This window comes from Polynucleobacter sp. MG-27-Goln-C1, assembly GCF_018881905.1.
Classification (GTDB): domain Bacteria; phylum Pseudomonadota; class Gammaproteobacteria; order Burkholderiales; family Burkholderiaceae; genus Polynucleobacter.
The window spans coordinates 15,623-34,515 of the sequence record NZ_JACVPM010000001.1; the positions used below are offsets into that span (position 1 = coordinate 15,623).

General features: G+C 46.0%; 15 protein-coding genes and 1 other RNA gene. 11 read left to right on the top strand and 5 right to left on the bottom strand.

Annotated elements, in window-relative coordinates; translation table 11 throughout:
* Positions 1-10 precede the first annotated feature (10 nt).
* The 5 genes from ICN14_RS00085 to ICN14_RS00105 are packed head-to-tail and all read left to right on the top strand — an operon-like array spanning position 11 to position 6,434.
* The gene (locus ICN14_RS00085; protein ID WP_216223992.1) at positions 11-1,294 is read left to right on the top strand and encodes a TolC family protein; all 1,284 of its coding nucleotides are present in this window, start codon (positions 11-13) and stop codon (positions 1,292-1,294) included.
* Positions 1,295-1,307: 13 nt separating this feature from the next.
* Positions 1,308-1,880 (top strand): hypothetical protein, encoded by a 573-nt coding sequence (locus ICN14_RS00090; RefSeq protein WP_216223993.1) that lies wholly within the window; start codon positions 1,308-1,310, stop codon positions 1,878-1,880.
* Positions 1,877-2,917 carry an efflux RND transporter periplasmic adaptor subunit gene (locus ICN14_RS00095; protein WP_216223994.1) on the top strand — a complete coding sequence of 347 codons (1,041 nt, stop codon included), beginning with the start codon at positions 1,877-1,879 and terminating at the stop codon, positions 2,915-2,917. The genes ICN14_RS00090 and ICN14_RS00095 overlap by 4 nt, the downstream gene beginning before the upstream one ends.
* A 10-nt stretch (positions 2,918-2,927) precedes the next feature.
* Positions 2,928-6,050 carry an efflux RND transporter permease subunit gene (locus ICN14_RS00100; RefSeq protein ID WP_216223995.1) on the top strand — a complete coding sequence of 1,041 codons (3,123 nt, stop codon included), beginning with the start codon at positions 2,928-2,930 and terminating at the stop codon, positions 6,048-6,050.
* 15 nt (positions 6,051-6,065) lie between these two features.
* Positions 6,066-6,434 carry a hypothetical protein gene (locus tag ICN14_RS00105; RefSeq protein ID WP_216223997.1) on the top strand — a complete coding sequence of 123 codons (369 nt, stop codon included), beginning with the start codon at positions 6,066-6,068 and terminating at the stop codon, positions 6,432-6,434.
* Positions 6,435-6,563: 129 nt separating this feature from the next.
* Here the strand turns inward: ICN14_RS00105 and ICN14_RS00110 are convergent, their stop codons facing one another.
* From ICN14_RS00110 to ompA, 5 genes are all read right to left on the bottom strand, one after another.
* Positions 6,564-7,901 (bottom strand): integrase arm-type DNA-binding domain-containing protein, encoded by a 1,338-nt coding sequence (locus tag ICN14_RS00110; RefSeq protein ID WP_216223999.1) that lies wholly within the window; start codon positions 7,899-7,901, stop codon positions 6,564-6,566.
* A gap of 77 nt (positions 7,902-7,978) precedes the next feature.
* Positions 7,979-8,337: a transfer-messenger RNA gene (gene ssrA, locus ICN14_RS00115) on the bottom strand.
* A 79-nt stretch (positions 8,338-8,416) separates the two neighbouring features.
* Positions 8,417-9,094 (bottom strand): HAD family hydrolase, encoded by a 678-nt coding sequence (locus ICN14_RS00120; RefSeq protein ID WP_216224001.1) that lies wholly within the window; start codon positions 9,092-9,094, stop codon positions 8,417-8,419.
* Complete coding sequence (gene ubiG / locus ICN14_RS00125; protein WP_216224003.1) at positions 9,091-9,780, bottom strand: bifunctional 2-polyprenyl-6-hydroxyphenol methylase/3-demethylubiquinol 3-O-methyltransferase UbiG; 690 nt, start codon at positions 9,778-9,780, stop codon at positions 9,091-9,093. The genes ICN14_RS00120 and ubiG overlap by 4 nt, the downstream gene beginning before the upstream one ends.
* Before the next feature lie 99 nt (positions 9,781-9,879).
* On the bottom strand, positions 9,880-10,449 hold the full coding sequence (gene ompA / locus ICN14_RS00130) for an outer membrane protein OmpA (protein ID WP_216224005.1): 570 nt from the start codon (positions 10,447-10,449) through the stop codon (positions 9,880-9,882).
* 160 nt (positions 10,450-10,609) lie between these two features.
* On the opposite strand from ompA, the gene gyrA reads away from it, so the two are divergent.
* From gyrA to aroA, 6 genes are read left to right on the top strand one after another with little or no spacing between them, the layout of a single operon-like run.
* Positions 10,610-13,333: a DNA gyrase subunit A gene (gyrA, locus tag ICN14_RS00135; protein WP_216224007.1), complete on the top strand. Its 2,724-nt coding sequence runs from the start codon at positions 10,610-10,612 to the stop codon at positions 13,331-13,333.
* 31 nt (positions 13,334-13,364) lie between these two features.
* Positions 13,365-14,462: a 3-phosphoserine/phosphohydroxythreonine transaminase gene (gene serC, locus ICN14_RS00140; RefSeq protein ID WP_216224008.1), complete on the top strand. Its 1,098-nt coding sequence runs from the start codon at positions 13,365-13,367 to the stop codon at positions 14,460-14,462.
* The gene (pheA, locus tag ICN14_RS00145; RefSeq protein ID WP_216224010.1) at positions 14,462-15,556 is read left to right on the top strand and encodes a prephenate dehydratase; all 1,095 of its coding nucleotides are present in this window, start codon (positions 14,462-14,464) and stop codon (positions 15,554-15,556) included. The genes serC and pheA overlap by 1 nt, the downstream gene beginning before the upstream one ends.
* On the top strand, positions 15,553-16,683 hold the full coding sequence (gene hisC, locus ICN14_RS00150) for a histidinol-phosphate transaminase (protein WP_216224012.1): 1,131 nt from the start codon (positions 15,553-15,555) through the stop codon (positions 16,681-16,683). The genes pheA and hisC overlap by 4 nt, the downstream gene beginning before the upstream one ends.
* Entirely contained in the window at positions 16,683-17,564 is an 882-nt protein-coding gene (locus tag ICN14_RS00155; protein ID WP_216224014.1) for a prephenate dehydrogenase/arogenate dehydrogenase family protein, read from the top strand. The genes hisC and ICN14_RS00155 overlap by 1 nt, the downstream gene beginning before the upstream one ends.
* 8 nt (positions 17,565-17,572) lie before the next feature.
* A complete protein-coding gene (gene aroA / locus ICN14_RS00160; RefSeq protein ID WP_216224016.1) occupies positions 17,573-18,892 on the top strand; it encodes a 3-phosphoshikimate 1-carboxyvinyltransferase in 1,320 nt (439 codons plus the stop codon).
* The last annotated feature ends 1 nt before the right edge of the window (position 18,893 follow it).

Consider the following 18,893-nt stretch of genomic DNA (forward strand, 5'->3'; position numbering starts at 1 on the left):
TGGAGTTTTTATGTTGCGAGAGCATACAGATGCAGTTCGTCGCTGCGTCATTCAACTATCGGGATTAGTTTTTCTATTGGTTTCGCCAATAGTATTGGCCAATGGTGAGCGCAAAGGTGAGTCGGCCTTAAAGTCCTTCTATGAGTCTTCATGGGAGCGGCAGCCTGATTACAAATCCTATCAATATCGCGTTGAGGCTGCGCTCGCTAAGCAGAAAATTGCTAGCAGTCTTTTGGTAAGCCCAGCCTCGGTAGAGGTATCGCAAAAGACCGATAGAACTAACACCAATCAGGGTGCTAGTGAAACCATGCTGGGTTTGGGTATTCCGCTGTGGTTATGGAATGAGCGATCAAGCTCAATCAATCTAGCCGATGCTGAATATAAAAAGCTTTTGTCTCAATACTATCTATCTCAACTGAGAATTGCGGCCGAGGTGAGGGATGCCTATTGGAATTACCAGAAGTCAAAAATTGAGTCTGATTTAGCTTTGCGTAGGTATGAGAATGCAAAAAACCTAGCTCTTGATGTTGAAAGGAGATTTAAGGCTGGAGACTTATCTCGCGCTGATCTTCATCAGGCTAATGGAGCGCTCGCCTCTTCGGAAGCCTATTCAGTCGAAGCGCAGGCCAACGTCATTAATGCTGAGCAAAGGGTACGCTCTTTACTGGGCAGTGAGTATCTAAAGAAAATTCAGTTCGGTGATATTGCTAAAAATATTGAACCGTTACCCAAGGTTCCTGAAAACTTGTCAGGACTAGATTCCAGTTTGCCGATTGTTGCGGCACTTGTAGATCAGTTGGAGGTTGCTAAAAAAGCAGTTGACTTAGCAAAGTCTCAAACTCGGGCATCCCCACAATTGCAAATATGGACTACTAAGGGCCGTGAAGTCTATGGCGTTCCCTATCAGCAATCAGTTGCTGTTGGGTTAAGAATTCCTTTTGGCTCTGATGCTCGAAATACCAATAGATTGGCCAGCGCTACAGCTGAGATGGTCGATTCAGAGGTTAGATTGTCCTATGAGCGAGAGTCTGCATTAAGTAATGTGGAATCAAATGTGGCTTTAGTGAAGTCGGCACAAATGAAGCTTGGCGCCGCAGATAAGAGGTCTAACTTAGCCAATGAAACACGTCAATTTTTTGACAAATCATTTCGCTTTGGTGAAACCGATTTGCCCACAAGACTGCGTATAGAGCTAGAAGCAGTGGATGCAAATAGACAGGCTGCGATTGCAAAAATCAATTACGCAGTTTCAGTTTCAAATTTACGACAGGCCCTTGGCCTGTTACCAGAGTAAGGTCACTTTAGCTATGAATTTATTAAACAAATATAGTCAGTTGGCGTCAAAACTATTAATTGCGCTATCTCTGACAATCGCATCAGCAGCTCATGCAGGACCTGGTCATGGGGAGGAAAAACCCACCACTGCACAAACTCAAACATTACCTCGCTTTTATGCTGAATCTGATCTCTATGAGGCGGTAGGAGTGATCAATGGTAAGGAAATCACGCTCTACCTAGATCGCTACTCCTCAAATGAATTGGTCAAAGGAGCTAAGGTTGAAATTGAGCTTGAGGGCTCTAAAATTAGTTCAGAGCCCCATGGCGATGGAGAGTATCTCTTTCGCCTAAAAAATAAAATTAAAGATCAGCCTACTGCGATCACCATCACGATTAATGATGATGATGTTACCGACATACTAGCAGCCACTATCGATCTAAGTTCCTTTGAGCGCTCCTCATTGATCACTTGGAAATCAGCAATAAAGATCTTGCTTTATTTCAGCCTCTTGATGGCAATTGCCTATTTTTCCTATCGCAAGAAAGAGGTGTTGATGACGCATGCAAAAAAATTAATCAAACAAATCAAGGAGCGGGTATGAATCGCAAACAAAGAGATTTTGTATTTCGCCCCTTTATTCTTATTGGTTTATCTGTGGCGCTATTTGCTTTTAAGGTTCATGCTGGGCCGGGTCATGGCGAGTCGGAAGCATCCCAAGTTCAGGGCGATGCCCCGAAAAGACAGTCGGACGGCAGCCTTTTTATTCCCAAGCCTGCGCAACGCCAGTTACACGTGATGACAACTCCTGGCCAGTTCGGCGAATATGCCAAAACCTATGATTTAGCTGGAAAAGTCATCATGGATCCTAACTTTGGCGGTAAGGTGCAGGCGATTGTTGCTGGCCGTATTACGCCGGGACCAGCTGGTTTTCCATTGCCCGGACAGAAGGTTAGTAAAGGCGATGTCTTGGCGTATGTAACGCCAGAGGCTGGCCCAGGAAAATCAAGATCACTCGCGGAAAGTCGACTAAAGCGTTTGCGAGATCTTAGCGATACGGTCCCTCGTAAGACTATTGAAGAGGCAGAAGCCGCGGTTGCTAATGAAGAATTAAGAGCCCCAGTCAGCGGAATTATTTCTACTACGGGTGTCGTATCTGGCCAAGTAGTGCAAGCAAGAGATTTAATCTTTGAGGTCGTTAATCCATCTAAGCTATTAATAGAAGCGCTTGCCTACGACTCAAATCTGAGTAAGAACATCGCTGATGGCAAAGTGGATGTCAATGGCAAAGTGATTGAGCTCAAGTATCTTGGTGGTGGACAGGCTCTCAGAGAGCAAGCTTTACCTCTTACTTTTTCTGCTAAATCGGACGATCTCCAATTTTTACCGATAGGCCAACCCATTCGAGTATTCGTAAATACCTATAGCAAGGTCACTGGAGTAAAAGCGCCTTCAAAATCATTAGTCAAAAGCAGCTCGAACCAAACAATTGTCTGGATTAAAAAGTCCCCAGAAATATTTGAGCCCAGAACAGTTGTATATGAGCCTTTAGATGGTCAGAACATTGTTATCACTAGCGGTATTAAAGATGGTGAACGAGTCATTGCTGATGGGGCATCACTCATCAATCAAATTCGTTAAGGACTAAGACATGTTTACTTGGTTATTAGATTTCAGCTTAAAAAATCGCATGATGGTGATTTTGCTTAGTGCTATATCTATGGTCTATGGTGCGTACACCTTAAGCAAGATGCCTGTGGATGTCTTTCCCGATCTGAATAAGCCTACTGTCACCATCATGACTGAGGCTGGCGGAATGGCTTCAGAGGAAGTTGAACAACTCATTACATTCCCACTCGAAACGGCTATGAATGGTTTACCAGGAGTAGAAGCCATTCGCTCAGTATCTAGTGCTGGCCTTTCTTTCATATACGTTACTTTTGACTGGTCTGTAGACATCTATCGCGCTAGGCAAATGGTTTCAGAAAGACTCTCATCTATGGACGGAGCAATTCCGGATGGCATTGTTTCGCGCATGGGGCCCATTAGTTCGATCATGGGCGAGATCATGCAAATTGCCATTCCGATTGATGAGTCAAAGATTTCATCCATGCAGGTTCGTGAGTATGCTGACTGGGTTTTGCGACCCAGGTTAATGGCTATCCCTGGGGTGGCTCAAGTTATCCCTATTGGTGGGCAGGTTAGGCAGTTCCAGGTGCAGCCCAATACCCGCCGCATGGCGGAGCTAGGGCTTAGCATCTTCCAGATCGAAGATGCACTGCGAGGCTACTCTGCAAATACGTCTGGTGGATTTCTTGAGTCCAATAATCGTGAGTATCTTATTCGTCATATAGGGCGAACTTCTAGCCTTGAAGATTTAAAGAACATTGCTGTATCGAACCGCAATGGACAAACAATACTTTTAAGACAAGTTGCTGATATTACTTTTGCGCCAGCAGTTAAGCGAGGTGATGCCGGTTATGAAGGTGGGCCAGCAGTCATTCTAGGTGTACAAAAACAACCTTCAGCAGATACGGTAGCGCTAACAAAAAAGATTGAATCAGCTATTGCAGAATTAAAGCAGGGCTTGCCAACTGGCATGGAAGCTCCAAAAGTAACATTTAGGCAGGCGAGCTTTATTGATGCATCCATTAGCACTTTAGAGGGTAAGCTCATCGGCGCATCAATCTTTGTTGCTGTAGTGCTGTATTTCTTTTTAGGAACAATTCGCCCGGTCCTCATCTCATTAACAGCAATTCCAGTTTCAATTCTCTTAACTGCCTTGGTTTTTAAGTATTTTGGTTTATCAATTAATACGATGACCTTAGGAGGCCTAGCCATTGCAATCGGCGGCCTGGTTGATGATGCAGTGGTTGATGTGGAAAACGTGATTCGTCGCCTTAGAGCAAATCTAGATAAAGTATCTTTAGATCAATTAAGTCCACTAGCGATTGTGAGAGCCGCCTCGCTTGAGGTAAGGACCGGCATTATCTACGCTACAGCCATCATCGTTTTGGTATTCATCCCATTATTTGCATTACCAGGCATAGAGGGGCGACTATTTGTGCCTTTGGGTATTGCATTTATAGTCTCTACTCTTGCATCACTTTTAGTTTCAGTCACTATCACGCCAGTACTCTGCTTTTATCTGCTGCCCTCAATGCAGTCCCTGAGGGATCACGATACAAAGATTGTCACTTGGCTTAAAAGCCATTATGAGGTTCAGTTATCAAGGTTGTTAGCGGCGCCTAAAAAGCCTCTGATGTATGCCTTTGCATCTGTCATAGTCGCTGCTGCCAGTGTTCCCTTTATGGCGAGCTCATTTTTACCGCCCTTTAACGAAGGGACTTTACTGATCGGACTGCGTTTAAATCCTGGTGTCTCTCTCTCTGAATCGGCAGGCGTAGCTAGCCAAGCAGAAAAGTTAGTCAGGCAGGTTCCCGAAGTGACTTATGTTGGACGCAGGAGTGGCCGCGCAGAGTTGGACGAGCATGCGGAAGGTGTACACGTTAGCGAGTTAGATGTTGGTTTAAAGCCTGCGGGTGATTTAGATCGCTCCATGGCTGAGATACAGGCAGATATCAGGTCAAGATTAGTTAACTTACCCGCTGCAATTGCGATCGGTCAGCCAATCTCACATCGAATAGATCACATGCTTTCAGGAGTGCGATCGCAAATTGCGATTAAGATCTTTGGCGATGATTTAGATGTGCTGCGTAGCCAAGCCGATCTTTTGAGATCCAAATTAGCAGGCATTGAAGGCTTAGTTGATTTGGAAATTGAAAAGCAGGTTTTAGCACCACAAATTAAGGTCCGAATTGATTACGATAAAGCAGCGCAATACGGAGTTTCAACTTCTCAGATTATGGCCACCTTGCAGGGCATGGTTGAAGGGGAGAGACTCTCGCAAATTATTGAAGGTAATCGGCGGTTTGCCTTAGTGATCAAGTTACCAGACTCAGCAAGAAACTTAGAAGGGCTTGCTGATATTTTGATTGATACGCCAAATGGAAAAATTCCACTCTCAAAAATTGCTAGCATTGAGGATGGGGATGGTCCAAATCAAATTAGTAGAGATGGCGGTAAGCGAAGAATTGTCTTATCGGCTAATGCCTCTAAGCGCGCCTTGTCAGATATTGTGACTGACATTAGAGCTGTTATTTCTAATCAGACCCTTCCAGAAGGTTACTTTATTACTTTAGATGGTCAATTTAAAGCGCAAGAAGAGGCATCTAAAGTAATTGGTTTGCTATCAATTGGATCATTTCTTTTGATGTTTGCAGTATTAAATAATCGCTATAAGTCCATGCGCCTATCTTTAATGATTATGTCTAACATTCCATTGGCTATGGTCGGAGCAGTGATTGGTTTGTGGATTTCAGGCCAGCCACTCTCGATTGCTGCATTAATAGGATTTATCACGCTAGCAGGAATATCTGTGCGTAACGGAATCTTAAAAATTAGCCATTACTTAAATTTGATGCAGTCAGAAGGTGAATCGTTTAGCCTGGCAATGATTATTCGCGGATCAATTGAGCGCTTAAGTCCTGTACTAATGACAGCTTTGGTGACGGCTTTTGCCTTGGCGCCATTGTTGTTTGAGGCAGAGCGTCCTGGTACAGAAATATTGCATCCAGTAGCAGTCGTTATTTTCTCCGGGCTCATCAGCTCTACCTTATTGGATACCTTTTTAACGCCAGTCATGTTTTGGCTTTATGGAAAAAAGGCATCAGAAACAGCATTAAGCAGTATGAAGACTAACGAAGTATTTTAATTTTAAGGGGTCTATATGAAATCAATGATGGTGATTGCAACCTTGATAATCAGTTTTATTGGTCCAGCCCATGCTGGAGCCGGCCATGATTTAAAGCCAATGCATGGCGGTGTCATAGTAGAGGCTAAGGACATTGATGTTGAATTGGTTGCAAAGCCTGATAGCTTGTCGTTGTATTTGACGGACCACGGTAAACCGATACCTATAGATGGTAGGACCGCAAAGCTGACAGTCTTAATTGGATCAGATAAAAAAGATTATGAGCTGCTGCCTAATGGAGGCAAATTCGAACTGAAAGGAAGCTTCGCTATTCCCAAAGGGGCTAAGGCCATAGCAGTTATCAAGATAGGGACGAAAGTGACTACAGCAAGATTTAATTTATAAGTTAAATTCCCTCAATTTAGCCTATAGACTGGGCCGTAGTGAAGTGATCAGATTGCTATCGTTGATTAGTGGAGCCATGTTCCGCCAAAGTCTGCTTTGGGTCGTTAGCGGACGTATCGCCAAAGTTTTTTATGCCACTTTCTTTGGTAACTCAATAATCTCAGCCCCATTCTGCGCATGAGTCAGTTTCTCGCCCCACCACTTATATAGCCCAACCCTTTGGGTAAATCGCTCACCGCGGTCATAGGCTCGTACAACTTCATTTCCATGTGCGTGATCAAGAGCTAACTCAACAACATCCTGTTCAAAGCCGTTATCCCTAGCAAGTGTTGAGAAGGCGCTTCGCCAGCCATGTGGTGCATGCTTGCCCGCCATATTGAGCGTTACCCGATAAGCCTTCTCAAGACTCTCGCGACTAATGAATTGATTGCCAGTGGGCGATGGAAATACATAACCTTTTCTTCCAAAAAGTTTTCCCCATTGTTTTAACTCTGCAGTAATTTGTGGGCCCAAAGGAATGCGGTGATCGCCAATACGCGTATGATCCTTCATCTTTGCACGAGGTATTACCCAAATTGGAATATCCGCATCTAGATCAAATTCTTTCCACTCGGCTTGTACAACATTGCTGATACGTGTTGCAGTAAAAGCGAGAAGACGATGAGCCGCTCTCACTGACGGAGAAAGACGTGCTGCATCTGCAGCGCGTAAGAGGGCGCCTAATGATTTCCAATCGAGTAATGCAGGCATGCGCCCATTAGTTTTCTTTCTAGGAAGAATTTCTTTTACGGGCGCGGCAGAATTCCCCTCACATAAACCTTTAGCCTGCGCATAACGAAACACCCCATTGAGATGCTGCAAAATTCTTGTGGCAGTCTCTAGAACATCTCGTTTGTTGATAGTCTCAATTGCCTTGGCAATAACGGATGGGGTAATGCTTTCAATAGGCAGCGCTCCCAGCGATTTATAAACATCGCGCTCAAAAGCCCTTTTAGATTTCGTGAAGTGGGTTGCACTCCATTCTTTCTCTTTCATGGAGAACCATTCTTCAGCTACAGCCTTGAAGGTGCTATCACTTTGAGATGCGGCATTGGCTCTATTAAGGCGCCTGGAGATGACTGGATCCTGGCCTTTGGTAAGACAAGCCTTGACCTCGTTTAGTTCTAGCCTTGCTTGAGCCAAGCTGTTTTGTGGATACCCGCCTATGGAATAACTTTTTTCTTTGCCTTCGATGCGATATTTGATTCGCCAAATAGCAGTTTGGGTCTGGGTGATAAGTAAATAAAGGCCTCGACCATCTGCAAGCTTGCTACCTGGGGCTGAGCGGTTGATGAAGCTCTTGATCCCTTTATCCGTAAGCTTTCCAGAAATACCCCCAACCATGTTTTTGATCCTGTTCGATTTTGCTCCGATACCCCCAATAATACCCCCAGCGTATTTGGATACAGCAGAATCCAGAAAGACCATGATGGGCGTACAGCCCTTTATCTACAAAGAAAAACGCCACCCTGGTGGGTGGCGTTAGACTGTTACGTACTACAAAATGGTGGAGTCGGCGGGAATCGAACCCGCGTCCGCAAATCCTCTACAACAAGTTCTACATACTTAGTCATATCATTTAATTTAGCTAGCTAGTCACAGACTGACATGTTCCACGCTGGCGATTCACTAAGTTTTCGAACCATTCCCCGTGACATGAAATGATCTTATCTCTTGTAAATGACCCTGATCTAGCTTGCGCTAGCTGACCCAAGAGAGAATCAGTTCAGGGGCAACCGCAATTAAGCGGCTAGTGCGAAACGTTCGTCGTTTGCAGTTATTACATTCCCATTGATTTACGAGATAACGGGTCCTCGGTATGCCCTTGATGCTTTGTAATCCACGTCGAAACCATGTCGACCCCGGAGTTCATGCATTGGAAACCTTATTTTAAGGCTCTTAGCCTTAAATTGTTGGATATCTTGCAGATTGTTAATTAAGCCCTACTGCGGGAAGATGATTTCTAGCAGTTCTTTTGGGTGGCGCACAAGATAGTCCGCGCCCCAGGCTTCAGGTGGCTCTTCGCAGCCGCAATAGCCGTAGGCTGCTGCAATCGTCTTCATACCCGCTGCTTTGCCTGCCACGATATCTCTAATGTCATCGCCAACGTATACAGAGTAACTCGGGTCAATATTGGCGATTCTGGCGGCATGCAAGATGGGCTCAGGATGTGGTTTTGAATAAGGGGTAGTGTCGCCGGAGACTGTTGACGCTGCTCTTTGGCGCAGGCCCATTAAATCAGTAAGCGGGTTGGTAAAGCGCTCACTCTTGTTTGTCACAATGCCCCAAGGAAGCTTAGCGCCATCTAGTTGATCCAATAGGTGATCTACGCCCTCAAATAGCACGCTGTTAACCAGCAAAGCCTTCTCGTAGTTCGCAAAAAACTCATCGCGCAAGGGAATGAAGTCAGGGTGGTCGGGATCAATTCCAAAAGCTCCGCTGATTAGGCCACGGGCTCCAGCAGAAGCGCGAGGGCGCAAGATCTCATATTGCTTGGGTGCGAGATTTCTGGCGATGAGGAGCTGATTTGCGGCAGCCACAAGGTCTGGGGCCGTATCAGCAAGAGTGCCATCCAGGTCAAAAAAGACGCCCTTGTAAGGGCTTGCTAACCCGTTACTCATTTGCGCACAACAATCATGTAGTTCACATCAACATCATCACCGAGGCTATAGACCTGAGTAATGGGGTTATAGCTCATACCCTTCATGCCGATCATTTCTAGATCTGCTTGGCGAGTAAATGCAACGAGTTCGGAAGGTTTGATGAATTTGGCGTATTCATGCGTACCCTTGGGCAGGAGTCGCAGGATGTATTCCGCGCCAATAATGGCAAATAGGTAGGACTTAGGACTGCGATTTAAGGTGCTAAAAAAGAGGGTGCCACCCGGCTTGCAGAGCTTGGCGCAAGCACGAACTACTGAGGCAGGGTCTGGAACATGCTCTAGCATCTCCATGCATGTCACCACGTCGTACTGTTCTGGCTCTTCTTCAGCTAGCGCCTCTGCTGATATGGACCGGTATTTGAGGGTAGCGCCTACTTCGAGGGCGTGTAATTCAGCTACCTTGAGGGCTTTTTCAGATAAATCAATGCCGCACGTATCAGCTCCAGATTGAGCAATAGACTCTGCCAGAATTCCACCGCCACAGCCGACATCCAGAACCTTCTTGCCTTGGAGATCAACAAAAGACTTAATCCAATTGAGGCGCAACGGGTTGATTGCATGCAAGGGTTTGAATTCGCTATGGGGATCCCACCAGCGATGGGCTAGGGCGCTAAATTTAGCGATTTCAGATTGATCGACGTTCATAGAGTTAAAGACGCAGAAGCGCGTGGAGATGAATGAATTACGAATATAGCGGAAATAAAAAAGCCCGGCAGAACCGGGCTTTTTTACAAGTAAAAAGAATTACTTAACTGCAGCTGTACCAACAACTTCGATGTCGGTGCGGCGGTTCTTAGCGCGGCCTTCAGCAGTTGCATTTGATGCAACTGGATTGCTCTTGCCTTTTGATTCTGTGTAAATACGGCTACCGTCAACACCTTTGCTTACTAAGTAAGCTTTAACGGACTGAGCACGACGCTGGCCGAGAGCCATGTTGTAAGCATCAGTACCAACGCTATCAGTGTTACCAACAGCAATAATTACTTCTAATTTGATCTTGTTCAAGTCAGCAGCGATCTTGTCCAATGTAGCTTTACCTTCTGGCTTCAATGTAGCTTTGTCGAAGTCATAAAGTGTGTCAGCTTGCAAAGTGATCTTGCTTTGGCTAATGCCAGGAGCAGCTTTAGGAGCTAACCAGCCATCGCAATTAGCTGCAGCAGTTGCAGGTGTCCAGTTGCTATCACGCCAGCACAATGCGCCGTCGCCGTTTTTCCAATTCAAGCCAGAGCTGTTTTCCCAGTTATCAGAAGCCATTGCTGCAGAAGCAGAAACAGTGATAACAGAAGCTAGCAACACTTTTAGGGTTTTGTTCATTTTTAGTCCTCAAAAATCTCTTTTTTAATTAAAGTCAAACTTAAATGTAATTCGCCCTACTTTGAAGCAAAAAACCGCAAAGCGACACATCTCAATTTCGTACAAACTGACAGAATATTAGCATAGGGGCTATCAGTCATCAAAATGATATTATTTCTAAATGGAACAAGCCGCTAAAGAAACACTACCAATATCCCTAGAAGACGAAATGCGGAGGTCCTATTTGGACTACGCAATGAGCGTCATTGTCGGCAGAGCCCTGCCAGACGTGCGTGACGGCCTCAAGCCAGTTCATCGCCGGGTCTTATTTGCGATGTATGAATTAAACAACGATTGGAACCGTGCTTACAAAAAATCTGCCCGTATAGTTGGCGATGTGATCGGTAAATACCATCCACACGGCGATTCTGCGGTGTATGACACCATTGTTCGGATGGCCCAGGACTTTTCTCTGCGCTATATGTTAGTTGACGGACAGGGTAACTTTGGCTCCGTAGACGGCGATAACGCTGCTGCAATGCGGTATACCGAGATCCGCCTTCGTAAGATCGCCCATGAGCTATTGGCCGATTTGGACAAGGAAACCGTGGATTTCGGGCCAAATTACGATGGTAGTGAGAAGGAACCCCTAATTCTTCCTGCAAAAGTGCCTAATTTGCTAATTAATGGCAGCTCAGGCATTGCCGTGGGTATGGCAACCAATATCCCTCCTCATAACTTGGATGAGGTGATTACGGCCTGTTTACACGTATTGCACAACCCAGAATGCACTATTGATGAGCTGATTGAGATTATCCCGGCACCAGATTTCCCGACCGCCGGCATTATTTACGGTGTTCAAGGGGTCCGCGAGGGCTATCGTACCGGCCGTGGTCGCGTTGTGATGCGTGCCAAGACCCACTTTGAAGACCTTGATAAGGGTGCTCGTCAGGCCATCATCGTTGACGAGTTGCCATATCAGGTAAATAAAAAGAACTTGCTCGAGCGCATTGCCGAGTTAGTGAATGAGAAAAAAGTAGAAGGTATTTCTGATCTGCGCGATGAATCTGATAAGTCAGGTATGCGCGTCGTGATCGAGCTTAAGCGTGGTGAAGTACCTGAAGTAGTTCTGAATAATTTGTACAAGAGCACTCAACTGCAAGATAACTTCGGTATGAACATGGTGGCATTGGTGGATAACCAGCCACGCTTGTTGAACTTGAAGCAAATGCTGGAGTACTTCTTACAGCATCGTCGCGAAGTGGTAACACGTCGCACAATTTTTGAATTACGCAAAGCACGCGAGCGTGGTCATGTCTTAGAAGGTTTAGCTGTTGCATTAGCAAACATTGATGAATTTATTGCCATCATTAAAGCTGCTGCAAACCCAGTGATTGCTAAGTCAGAATTGATGAGCAAGGCATGGGACTCTTCTATGGTGCGTGAGATGTTAGCTCGTGCTGAGACGGATACTCCGGGTGGTCGTAACGCTTATCGTCCTGAAGGTTTATTGCCTGAGTACGGCATGCAAACTACTGGTCTCTATCGTTTGTCGGATAGCCAAGCACAAGAAATTTTGCAGATGCGTTTGCAACGTTTGACTGGCCTTGAGCAAGACAAGATCGTCAATGAATACAAAGACGTGATGGCTGAGATTTCTGACTTGCTCGACTTGCTTGCTAAGCCAGAGCGTGTCACTCAAGTTATTGAATCTGAATTGAAAGAAGTGCAAGCTGAATTTGGCATTGCAGGTGGTGACAGTGGTCGTCGTTCATTCATTGAGATGAATGCAACTGAGTTGTTCACAGAAGATTTGATCACTCCGCAAGATATGGTGGTCACACTTTCGAATACTGGTTACATGAAGAGTCAGCCTCTGAGTGAATACCGTGCGCAAAAACGTGGTGGTCGTGGCAAACAAGCTGCAGCTACGAAGAGTGAAGATTGGATTGAAACTCTCTTCGTCGCGAATACGCATGACATCATTCTGTGCTTCTCGGATCGTGGACGCATGTACTGGCTCAAAGTGTGGGAAGTTCCACAAGGTAGCCGTAATTCACGTGGCAAGCCAATCGTCAACATGTTCCCATTGATTGAAGGCGAAAAGATTACTGTGATTCTCCCGATTAAGGGATATCAAGATGATCATTACGTCTTCATGGCAACGAGTCTGGGTACAGTGAAGAAGACACGTTTGTCTGACTTCTCTAATCCTCGTAAGGCCGGAATTATTGCTGTCGACTTAAATGAAAATGACTTCTTAGTTGGCGCAGCCATTACTGATGGTCAGCATGATGTGATGTTGTTCTCTGACGCTGGTAAAGCGGTGCGCTTTGATGAGAATGATGTTCGTCCAATGGGTCGTACAGCGCGCGGTGTGCGCGGTATGAACTTGGGTGAGGGTCATCAAGTAATTGCCATGTTAGTTGCCCCGGCTGAAGCTGCCGAAGGTGCTGAAGCAGTTGTCGTTGATGCGAATGGCCTCGCTATTCCAAACAGCGTATTAACTGCAACAGAAAATGGTTTTGGTAAACGCACTCCGATTGGTGAATACACCCGTCATGGTCGTGGCACTAAAGGCATGATCGCCATTCAGACAACTGAGCGTAACGGTAAAGTGGTTGCTGCCGCTTTGGTATCTCCTGAGGATCAAATTATGTTGATCACTACTGGCGGTATCTTGGTGCGCACACGTGTTTCAGAGATTCGTGAGATGGGGCGCGCAACTCAGGGCGTCACATTGATTAACGTTGACGAAGGCACACGTTTATCTGGCTTGCAGCGTATCGCTGAAAGCGATTCTGATGATGAGAATGATTTGGATGATGGTGAAGACGGTGAAGGTGGAGATGTTTCCGCTGATCCAGCAGTTGACTCCAATTCTGATGAAGCTGGTGATGCCTAATTGGCATTCATACAAGGTTAATTAATTCATCATGACGTTTGACCGCCGCATTTTCAATTTCGCTGCGGGGCCCGCTACCTTGCCTGAAGAGGTATTGCAGCAGGCTGCTGCGGAGATGTTGAATTGGCAGGGTTTGGGTGCCAGCGTCATGGAAGTCAGTCATCGCGGCAAAGAGTTCATGGCTCTTTATGAGGAAGTGCTGCAAGATTTGCGTACCCTTATGGGTATTCCAGATTCTTATGAAATCTTGATGCTTCAAGGCGGTGGCTTAGGCCAAAATGCCGCTATTCCAATGAACCTCATGCTCTTAGCCAAGAATGGCCCCAAAGCAGATTTTTTGGTAACTGGTGTGTGGTCTGAAAAGTCATATAAAGAAGCTGAAAAATATGGTGTCGCTCATTTAGCTGCATCTTCTGCATCAGAAAAATTTAATACCATCCCTCCAAGATCTTCTTGGCAGCTATCTGATGATGCTGCTTACGTTCATTACTGTGCGAATGAAACTATCGGTGGCGTGGAGTTTCCAGATGTGCCGGATGTCAATGGCAAATTATTGGTTGCAGATATTTCTAGCAATATCCTTTCCAAGGAAATGGATGTCACCAAATGCGGTGTGTGGTTTGGTGGCGCACAAAAGAATATCGGCCCATCCGGCGTAACCATTGTGATCGTGCGGAAAGATTTGATGGGTCACAGTATGAAGATCACGCCATCAATTTGGGATTGGTCTAAGCAGGCTTCAACTGACTCGATGTTGAATACGCCACCCACCTTTTCAATTTATATGGCTGGATTGGGATTTAAGTGGTTGCTAAAACAAGGTGGCGTCAAAGCGATCGAGAAACGCAATCAAGAAAAAGCAGACTTACTCTATAACTTCTTGGATCAAAGTAGCCTTTACGAAAATCGCATTCCTAAAGAATATCGCTCCAGAATGAACGTCACCTTCTTTTTGAAGGATGAAAATTTAAATGCTCAGTTCTTAGAGCAATCCAATGCAGCAGGCTTAGTTGCCTTGCGCGGTCATAAGGCGGCCGGAGGTATGCGCGCCAGTATTTACAACGCAATGCCGCTCGAAGGCGTCAAGACCTTAGTGGAATTTATGCGTGACTTTGAAAGGCGTGCCTAATGAGCTCTAAAGATCAGAGTACCGAAGAACAACGCCTTGCGCCAATCCGCGACAAGATCGATGCGCTAGACGCGCAGATTTTGGATTTGTTGTCGCAACGTGCAAAAGCAGCTCAAGAGGTTGGTCATATCAAAGGTGGTTTTTCATCTCCGGTATTTAGGCCTGAGCGTGAGCGTCAAGTTGTCGCGCGCTTACAGGAGCTCAGCAAAGGTCCATTATTGCCGGATGGTATCGCCGCAATTTGGCGTGAAGTGATGTCAGCTTGTCGCGCCTTAGAGGCTCGCCAGACAATCGCCTATCTTGGACCAGTGGGAACATTTTCAGAGCAAGCGGCTCAAACCTATTTTGGTCACTCGATTGCTGGCTTACCCTGCAATAGTCTTGATGAAGTATTCAAGGCGGTGGAGAAGGGTGCAGCTCAATTCGGAGTGGTTCCGGTCGAGAACTCTAGCGAGGGCGCCATTTCTCGTACTTTAGATTTACTTTTAGATTCTCCAATGCGCATTAGTGGCGAAGTGGTACTGCCTATTCGTCATCACCTCTTGACTAAGAGTGGCAATCTAGATGGTGTCACAACCGTATGTGCGCATGCTCAGGCTTTAGCGCAATGTCAGCAATGGTTGAGTGTGCACGCCCCTCAATTGAAGCGCCAGGCAGTCAGTAGCAACGCTGAGGCAGCGCGCATGGCCTCTCTTGATCCAAGCTTGGCAGCAATTGCTGGAGATCCTGCGCAGGAAGCCTATGGATTACAGGCGGTAGCTGCACAGATTCAGGATGATCCGCATAACCGTACGCGTTTTGTCGTGGTTGGCACATATGAATGTCAGCCAACCGGCAAAGATCAAACTTCTTTGGTGTTGTCGGTAGATAACCAGCCGGGTGCGGTACATCGTTTGTTAGAGCCCTTGGCTAAGCATGGTGTATCCATGAATCGCTTTGAGTCTCGTCCAGCTCGCAAGGGAACTTGGGAGTATCACTTCTATATTGATGTAGCAGGACATGCTGACGATGCGAAAGTTGCCAAAGCATTGAATGAATTAAAAACAACAGCCGCTTTTTATAAAAATCTCGGTTCATACCCTCATTCAGTATGAGCTCTAAGTCCAATATTGGTTTAAAGCATATTCATGCGATAGCGCCCTATGTCGGTGGGCGACCTATCAGCGAGGTTGCGCGCGAATACGGTCTTGATGAAAACAAGATTGTGAAGTTGGCCTCCAATGAGAATCCATTAGGTATGCCAAAGTCAGCGCAAGAAGCCATGCTAAAGGCGGCTGCAGACTTGGGTCGTTACCCAGACTCCAATGGCTTTGAATTAAAGAATGTATTGTCAGCGCGCTTAGGTGTTCCAACCGATTGGATTACCTTAGGTAATGGTAGTAACGATATCTTGGAGTTGGCTGCACGTGCAGTTGCTCAAGCTGGCGATGAAGTGATTTTTTCTAAGCATGCCTTTGCCGTTTACCCATTAGCTACTCAAGCTGTTGGTGCTAAAGCGGTTGAAGTAGCTGCAACTGAAATGTACGGCCATGACTTGTCTGCCATGTTGCAAGCGGTAAAAGCTGCTGGTGATAAAGCCAAGTTGGTATTTGTGGCTAACCCAAATAATCCTACTGGCAGTTATCTGACTGCAAAAGAAATTGAAGAGTTTTTAATCGCCGTTCCAGAGCATGTCGTTGTTGTACTAGATGAGGCCTATAACGAGTACCTTGCGGCTGATCAGCGCTATGACGCAATTGCTTGGGTAAAACGTTTCCCTAATATGATTTTGTCGCGTAGCTTTTCTAAGGCATATGGTTTGGCAGGTTTACGAATTGGCTACGGAGTAGCTCAACCCGCTTTGACCGATTTACTGAATCGCATCCGTCAGCCATTTAACGTGAATAGTCTTGCACAAGCCGCGGCGATCGCAGCATTTCAGGATTCTGCATTCTTGCAACAAGGCTTTGAACTCAATCGCGCTGGCTTTGCCCAATTAACCCAGGCCTTTGATGAACTTGGCCTGACTTACCTCCCATCCGCCGGAAACTTTGTGCTGGTCAAGGTTGGTGAAGATGATGGTGCTGGCGCTCGTATTAATTTAGAGCTCCTCAAACGCGGCATCATTGTTCGCCCAGTTGGAAATTACGGCTTGCCACAATGGTTACGTATTTCGATTGGCTTACCTGAAGAAAATGCAGCCTTTGTTGTCGCGCTTAAAGATATTTTGGCGAAGCAGTAATGGCCATCATTAATCCATCCAGTAATTACGGTACCGTCACTATTGTTGGTGTTGGCTTGATCGGCGCCTCTTTGGGTTTGGCATTAAAAAAAGCAGGCGTGGTGAATAAGGTATTGGGTGTTGGTCGTAGCGCTGCAAATTTAGATCACGCGCTCAAGATGGGTGCGATTGATGCTGTAGTCGATTTAGTCGAAGCAGCAAAACAATCTGATGTGATTGTGTTGTGTGTGCCAGTGGCTCAGATGCGCGCTGCTTTTGAAGTGATTGAGCCACACCTAGAGTCTCGGACCATGCTGACAGATGCTGGCAGCACTAAAGGTGATGTGATTTTGGCTGCCAAGGAAGTCTTAGGTAAAAAGGTCTGCCAGTTTGTGCCGGCACACCCAATTGCAGGTGGTGCCCAACATGGTGCCAACGCAGCTAAAGCTGATCTCTTTGAAGGCAAGCAAACGATTCTTTGTCCTCTACAAGAAAACTCTCCGCAAGATACCGATTTAATCGAAGGTTTTTGGCAGTCCGTTGGATCTATTGTGAAAAAGATCTCTTGTGTGCAACACGATGCGATCTATGCAGCGGTTTCTCATTTACCGCATATTCTTTCTTATGCTTTGATGGCAAGCGTAGTGAATTCTGAAGATGCCGATCAAAAGCTCAGTCATGTTGGCGCAGGTTTTAAAGATTTCACGCGCATCGCTGCCTCGAGTCCTGAGATGTGGCGCGATATTTGCTTGGGTAATCGCACAGCAGTTTTAAAAGAACTCGATCAATATCTACTTATCGTCAATCACATGCGTAAATTGATTGCTGATAATGATGGTGCTGGCTTAGAGAAATTATTTAATAAGGCAAGCAAAGCTCGTCAAGATTTGGATGTGCTTTGATGAGTGGCTTGCCGGATATTAAAATTGGACCATTCAAACGAGCGCAAGGCTCAATTGTTTTGCCAGGCTCTAAAAGTATTTCTAATCGCGCCCTATTGTTGGCTGCCTTGTCTTCCGGCACGACAACCCTTAAAAATTTATTGGATGCTGACGATACGCAAGTAATGCGTAATGCGCTTCGTCAGTTGGGTTTATCTGTAACTGATCAAGCTGACAAAGTATGCGTTGTTGAAGGTTGCGGCGGTAAGTTCCCGATTCAGAATGCAGACCTTTTTATGGGTAATGCGGGTACAGCGATTCGCCCCTTGACGGCGGCTTTGGCAATGCAGGGTGGTAACTACCGTTTATCTGGCGTGCCACGCATGCATGAGCGTCCTATTTGGGATCTAGTGGATGGCTTGAGACAAGTCGGCGCAACGATTGATTACGAATTACAAGAAGGTTATCCACCGATCAAGATTCTTGCTGCTGATATTGAAATCAAGGATATTGTGAAGGTGCGTGGTGATGTTTCTAGTCAATTCTTAACTGCCTTATTGATGGCCTTGCCTTTGGTGGCAAAGGAGCCCGTCAGGATCGAAGTGATTGGTGAGTTGATTTCTCGCCCTTATATCGAAATCACACTCAAGCTCATGGCGCGCTTTGGTGTCAAAGTGGCTTGCCCTGATGCGCAGTCGTTTGTCATTCCTGCCAAGACTTCTGACGCGGTATATCAAAGCCCTGGCGTCTTATCGGTTGAGGGTGACGCATCCTCTGCCTCTTACTTCTTAGCGCTTGGAGCGATTGGTTGTGGACCAGTCCGCGTCTTGGGTGTTGGTAGCGAGAGTATTCAGGGCGATGTTGCTTTTGCTGATGCACTCGCATTAATGGGCGCAAAGATTTCTTCCGGGGAAGATTGGATTGAAGTTGCTGGTGTGAAAAATGCCAATGGCAAGCTCAATGGGATCACGATTGATTGCACGGAAATTCCGGATGCGGCGATGACACTTGCTGTTGCTGCATTGTTTGCTGAGGGCCCAACCCGCTTAAATAATATTGCCAGTTGGCGCGTGAAAGAAACTGACCGTATTGCAGCGATGGCGAAAGAGTTGAAAAAAGTTGGCGCTATCGTTGAGGAGGGTGCCGATTACATTGTGGTGCAAGCACCTCAATCTCCATCCGATTGGAAATCTCCAATAGAAGGTATTGATACATATGATGATCATCGTATGGCGATGTGTTTCTCATTAGCTGCATTTGGCCCAAATACTTTGCAGATTAATGACCCTAATTGCGTTGCCAAAACCTTCCCCACTTACTTTGCTGAATTTGCAAAGATTGTTTCCTAAA

What these genes read in the sequence shown, in the direction of transcription:
- gyrA (WP_216224007.1), top strand. Translation starts at nt 10,610, where the DNA reads ATGGAACAAGCCGCTAAAGAAACACTACCAATATCCCTAGAAGACGAA.
- ICN14_RS00105 (WP_216223997.1), top strand. Translation starts at nt 6,066, where the DNA reads ATGAAATCAATGATGGTGATTGCAACCTTGATAATCAGTTTTATTGGT.
- serC (WP_216224008.1), top strand. Translation starts at nt 13,365, where the DNA reads ATGACGTTTGACCGCCGCATTTTCAATTTCGCTGCGGGGCCCGCTACC.
- ICN14_RS00155 (WP_216224014.1), top strand. Translation starts at nt 16,683, where the DNA reads ATGGCCATCATTAATCCATCCAGTAATTACGGTACCGTCACTATTGTT.
- pheA (WP_216224010.1), top strand. Translation starts at nt 14,462, where the DNA reads ATGAGCTCTAAAGATCAGAGTACCGAAGAACAACGCCTTGCGCCAATC.
- ICN14_RS00100 (WP_216223995.1), top strand. Translation starts at nt 2,928, where the DNA reads ATGTTTACTTGGTTATTAGATTTCAGCTTAAAAAATCGCATGATGGTG.
- ICN14_RS00120 (WP_216224001.1), bottom strand. Translation starts at nt 9,094, where the DNA reads ATGAGTAACGGGTTAGCAAGCCCTTACAAGGGCGTCTTTTTTGACCTG.
- ICN14_RS00095 (WP_216223994.1), top strand. Translation starts at nt 1,877, where the DNA reads ATGAATCGCAAACAAAGAGATTTTGTATTTCGCCCCTTTATTCTTATT.
- ompA (WP_216224005.1), bottom strand. Translation starts at nt 10,449, where the DNA reads ATGAACAAAACCCTAAAAGTGTTGCTAGCTTCTGTTATCACTGTTTCT.
- hisC (WP_216224012.1), top strand. Translation starts at nt 15,553, where the DNA reads ATGAGCTCTAAGTCCAATATTGGTTTAAAGCATATTCATGCGATAGCG.
- ICN14_RS00085 (WP_216223992.1), top strand. Translation starts at nt 11, where the DNA reads ATGTTGCGAGAGCATACAGATGCAGTTCGTCGCTGCGTCATTCAACTA.
- ICN14_RS00110 (WP_216223999.1), bottom strand. Translation starts at nt 7,901, where the DNA reads ATGGTCTTTCTGGATTCTGCTGTATCCAAATACGCTGGGGGTATTATT.
- ubiG (WP_216224003.1), bottom strand. Translation starts at nt 9,780, where the DNA reads ATGAACGTCGATCAATCTGAAATCGCTAAATTTAGCGCCCTAGCCCAT.
- ICN14_RS00090 (WP_216223993.1), top strand. Translation starts at nt 1,308, where the DNA reads ATGAATTTATTAAACAAATATAGTCAGTTGGCGTCAAAACTATTAATT.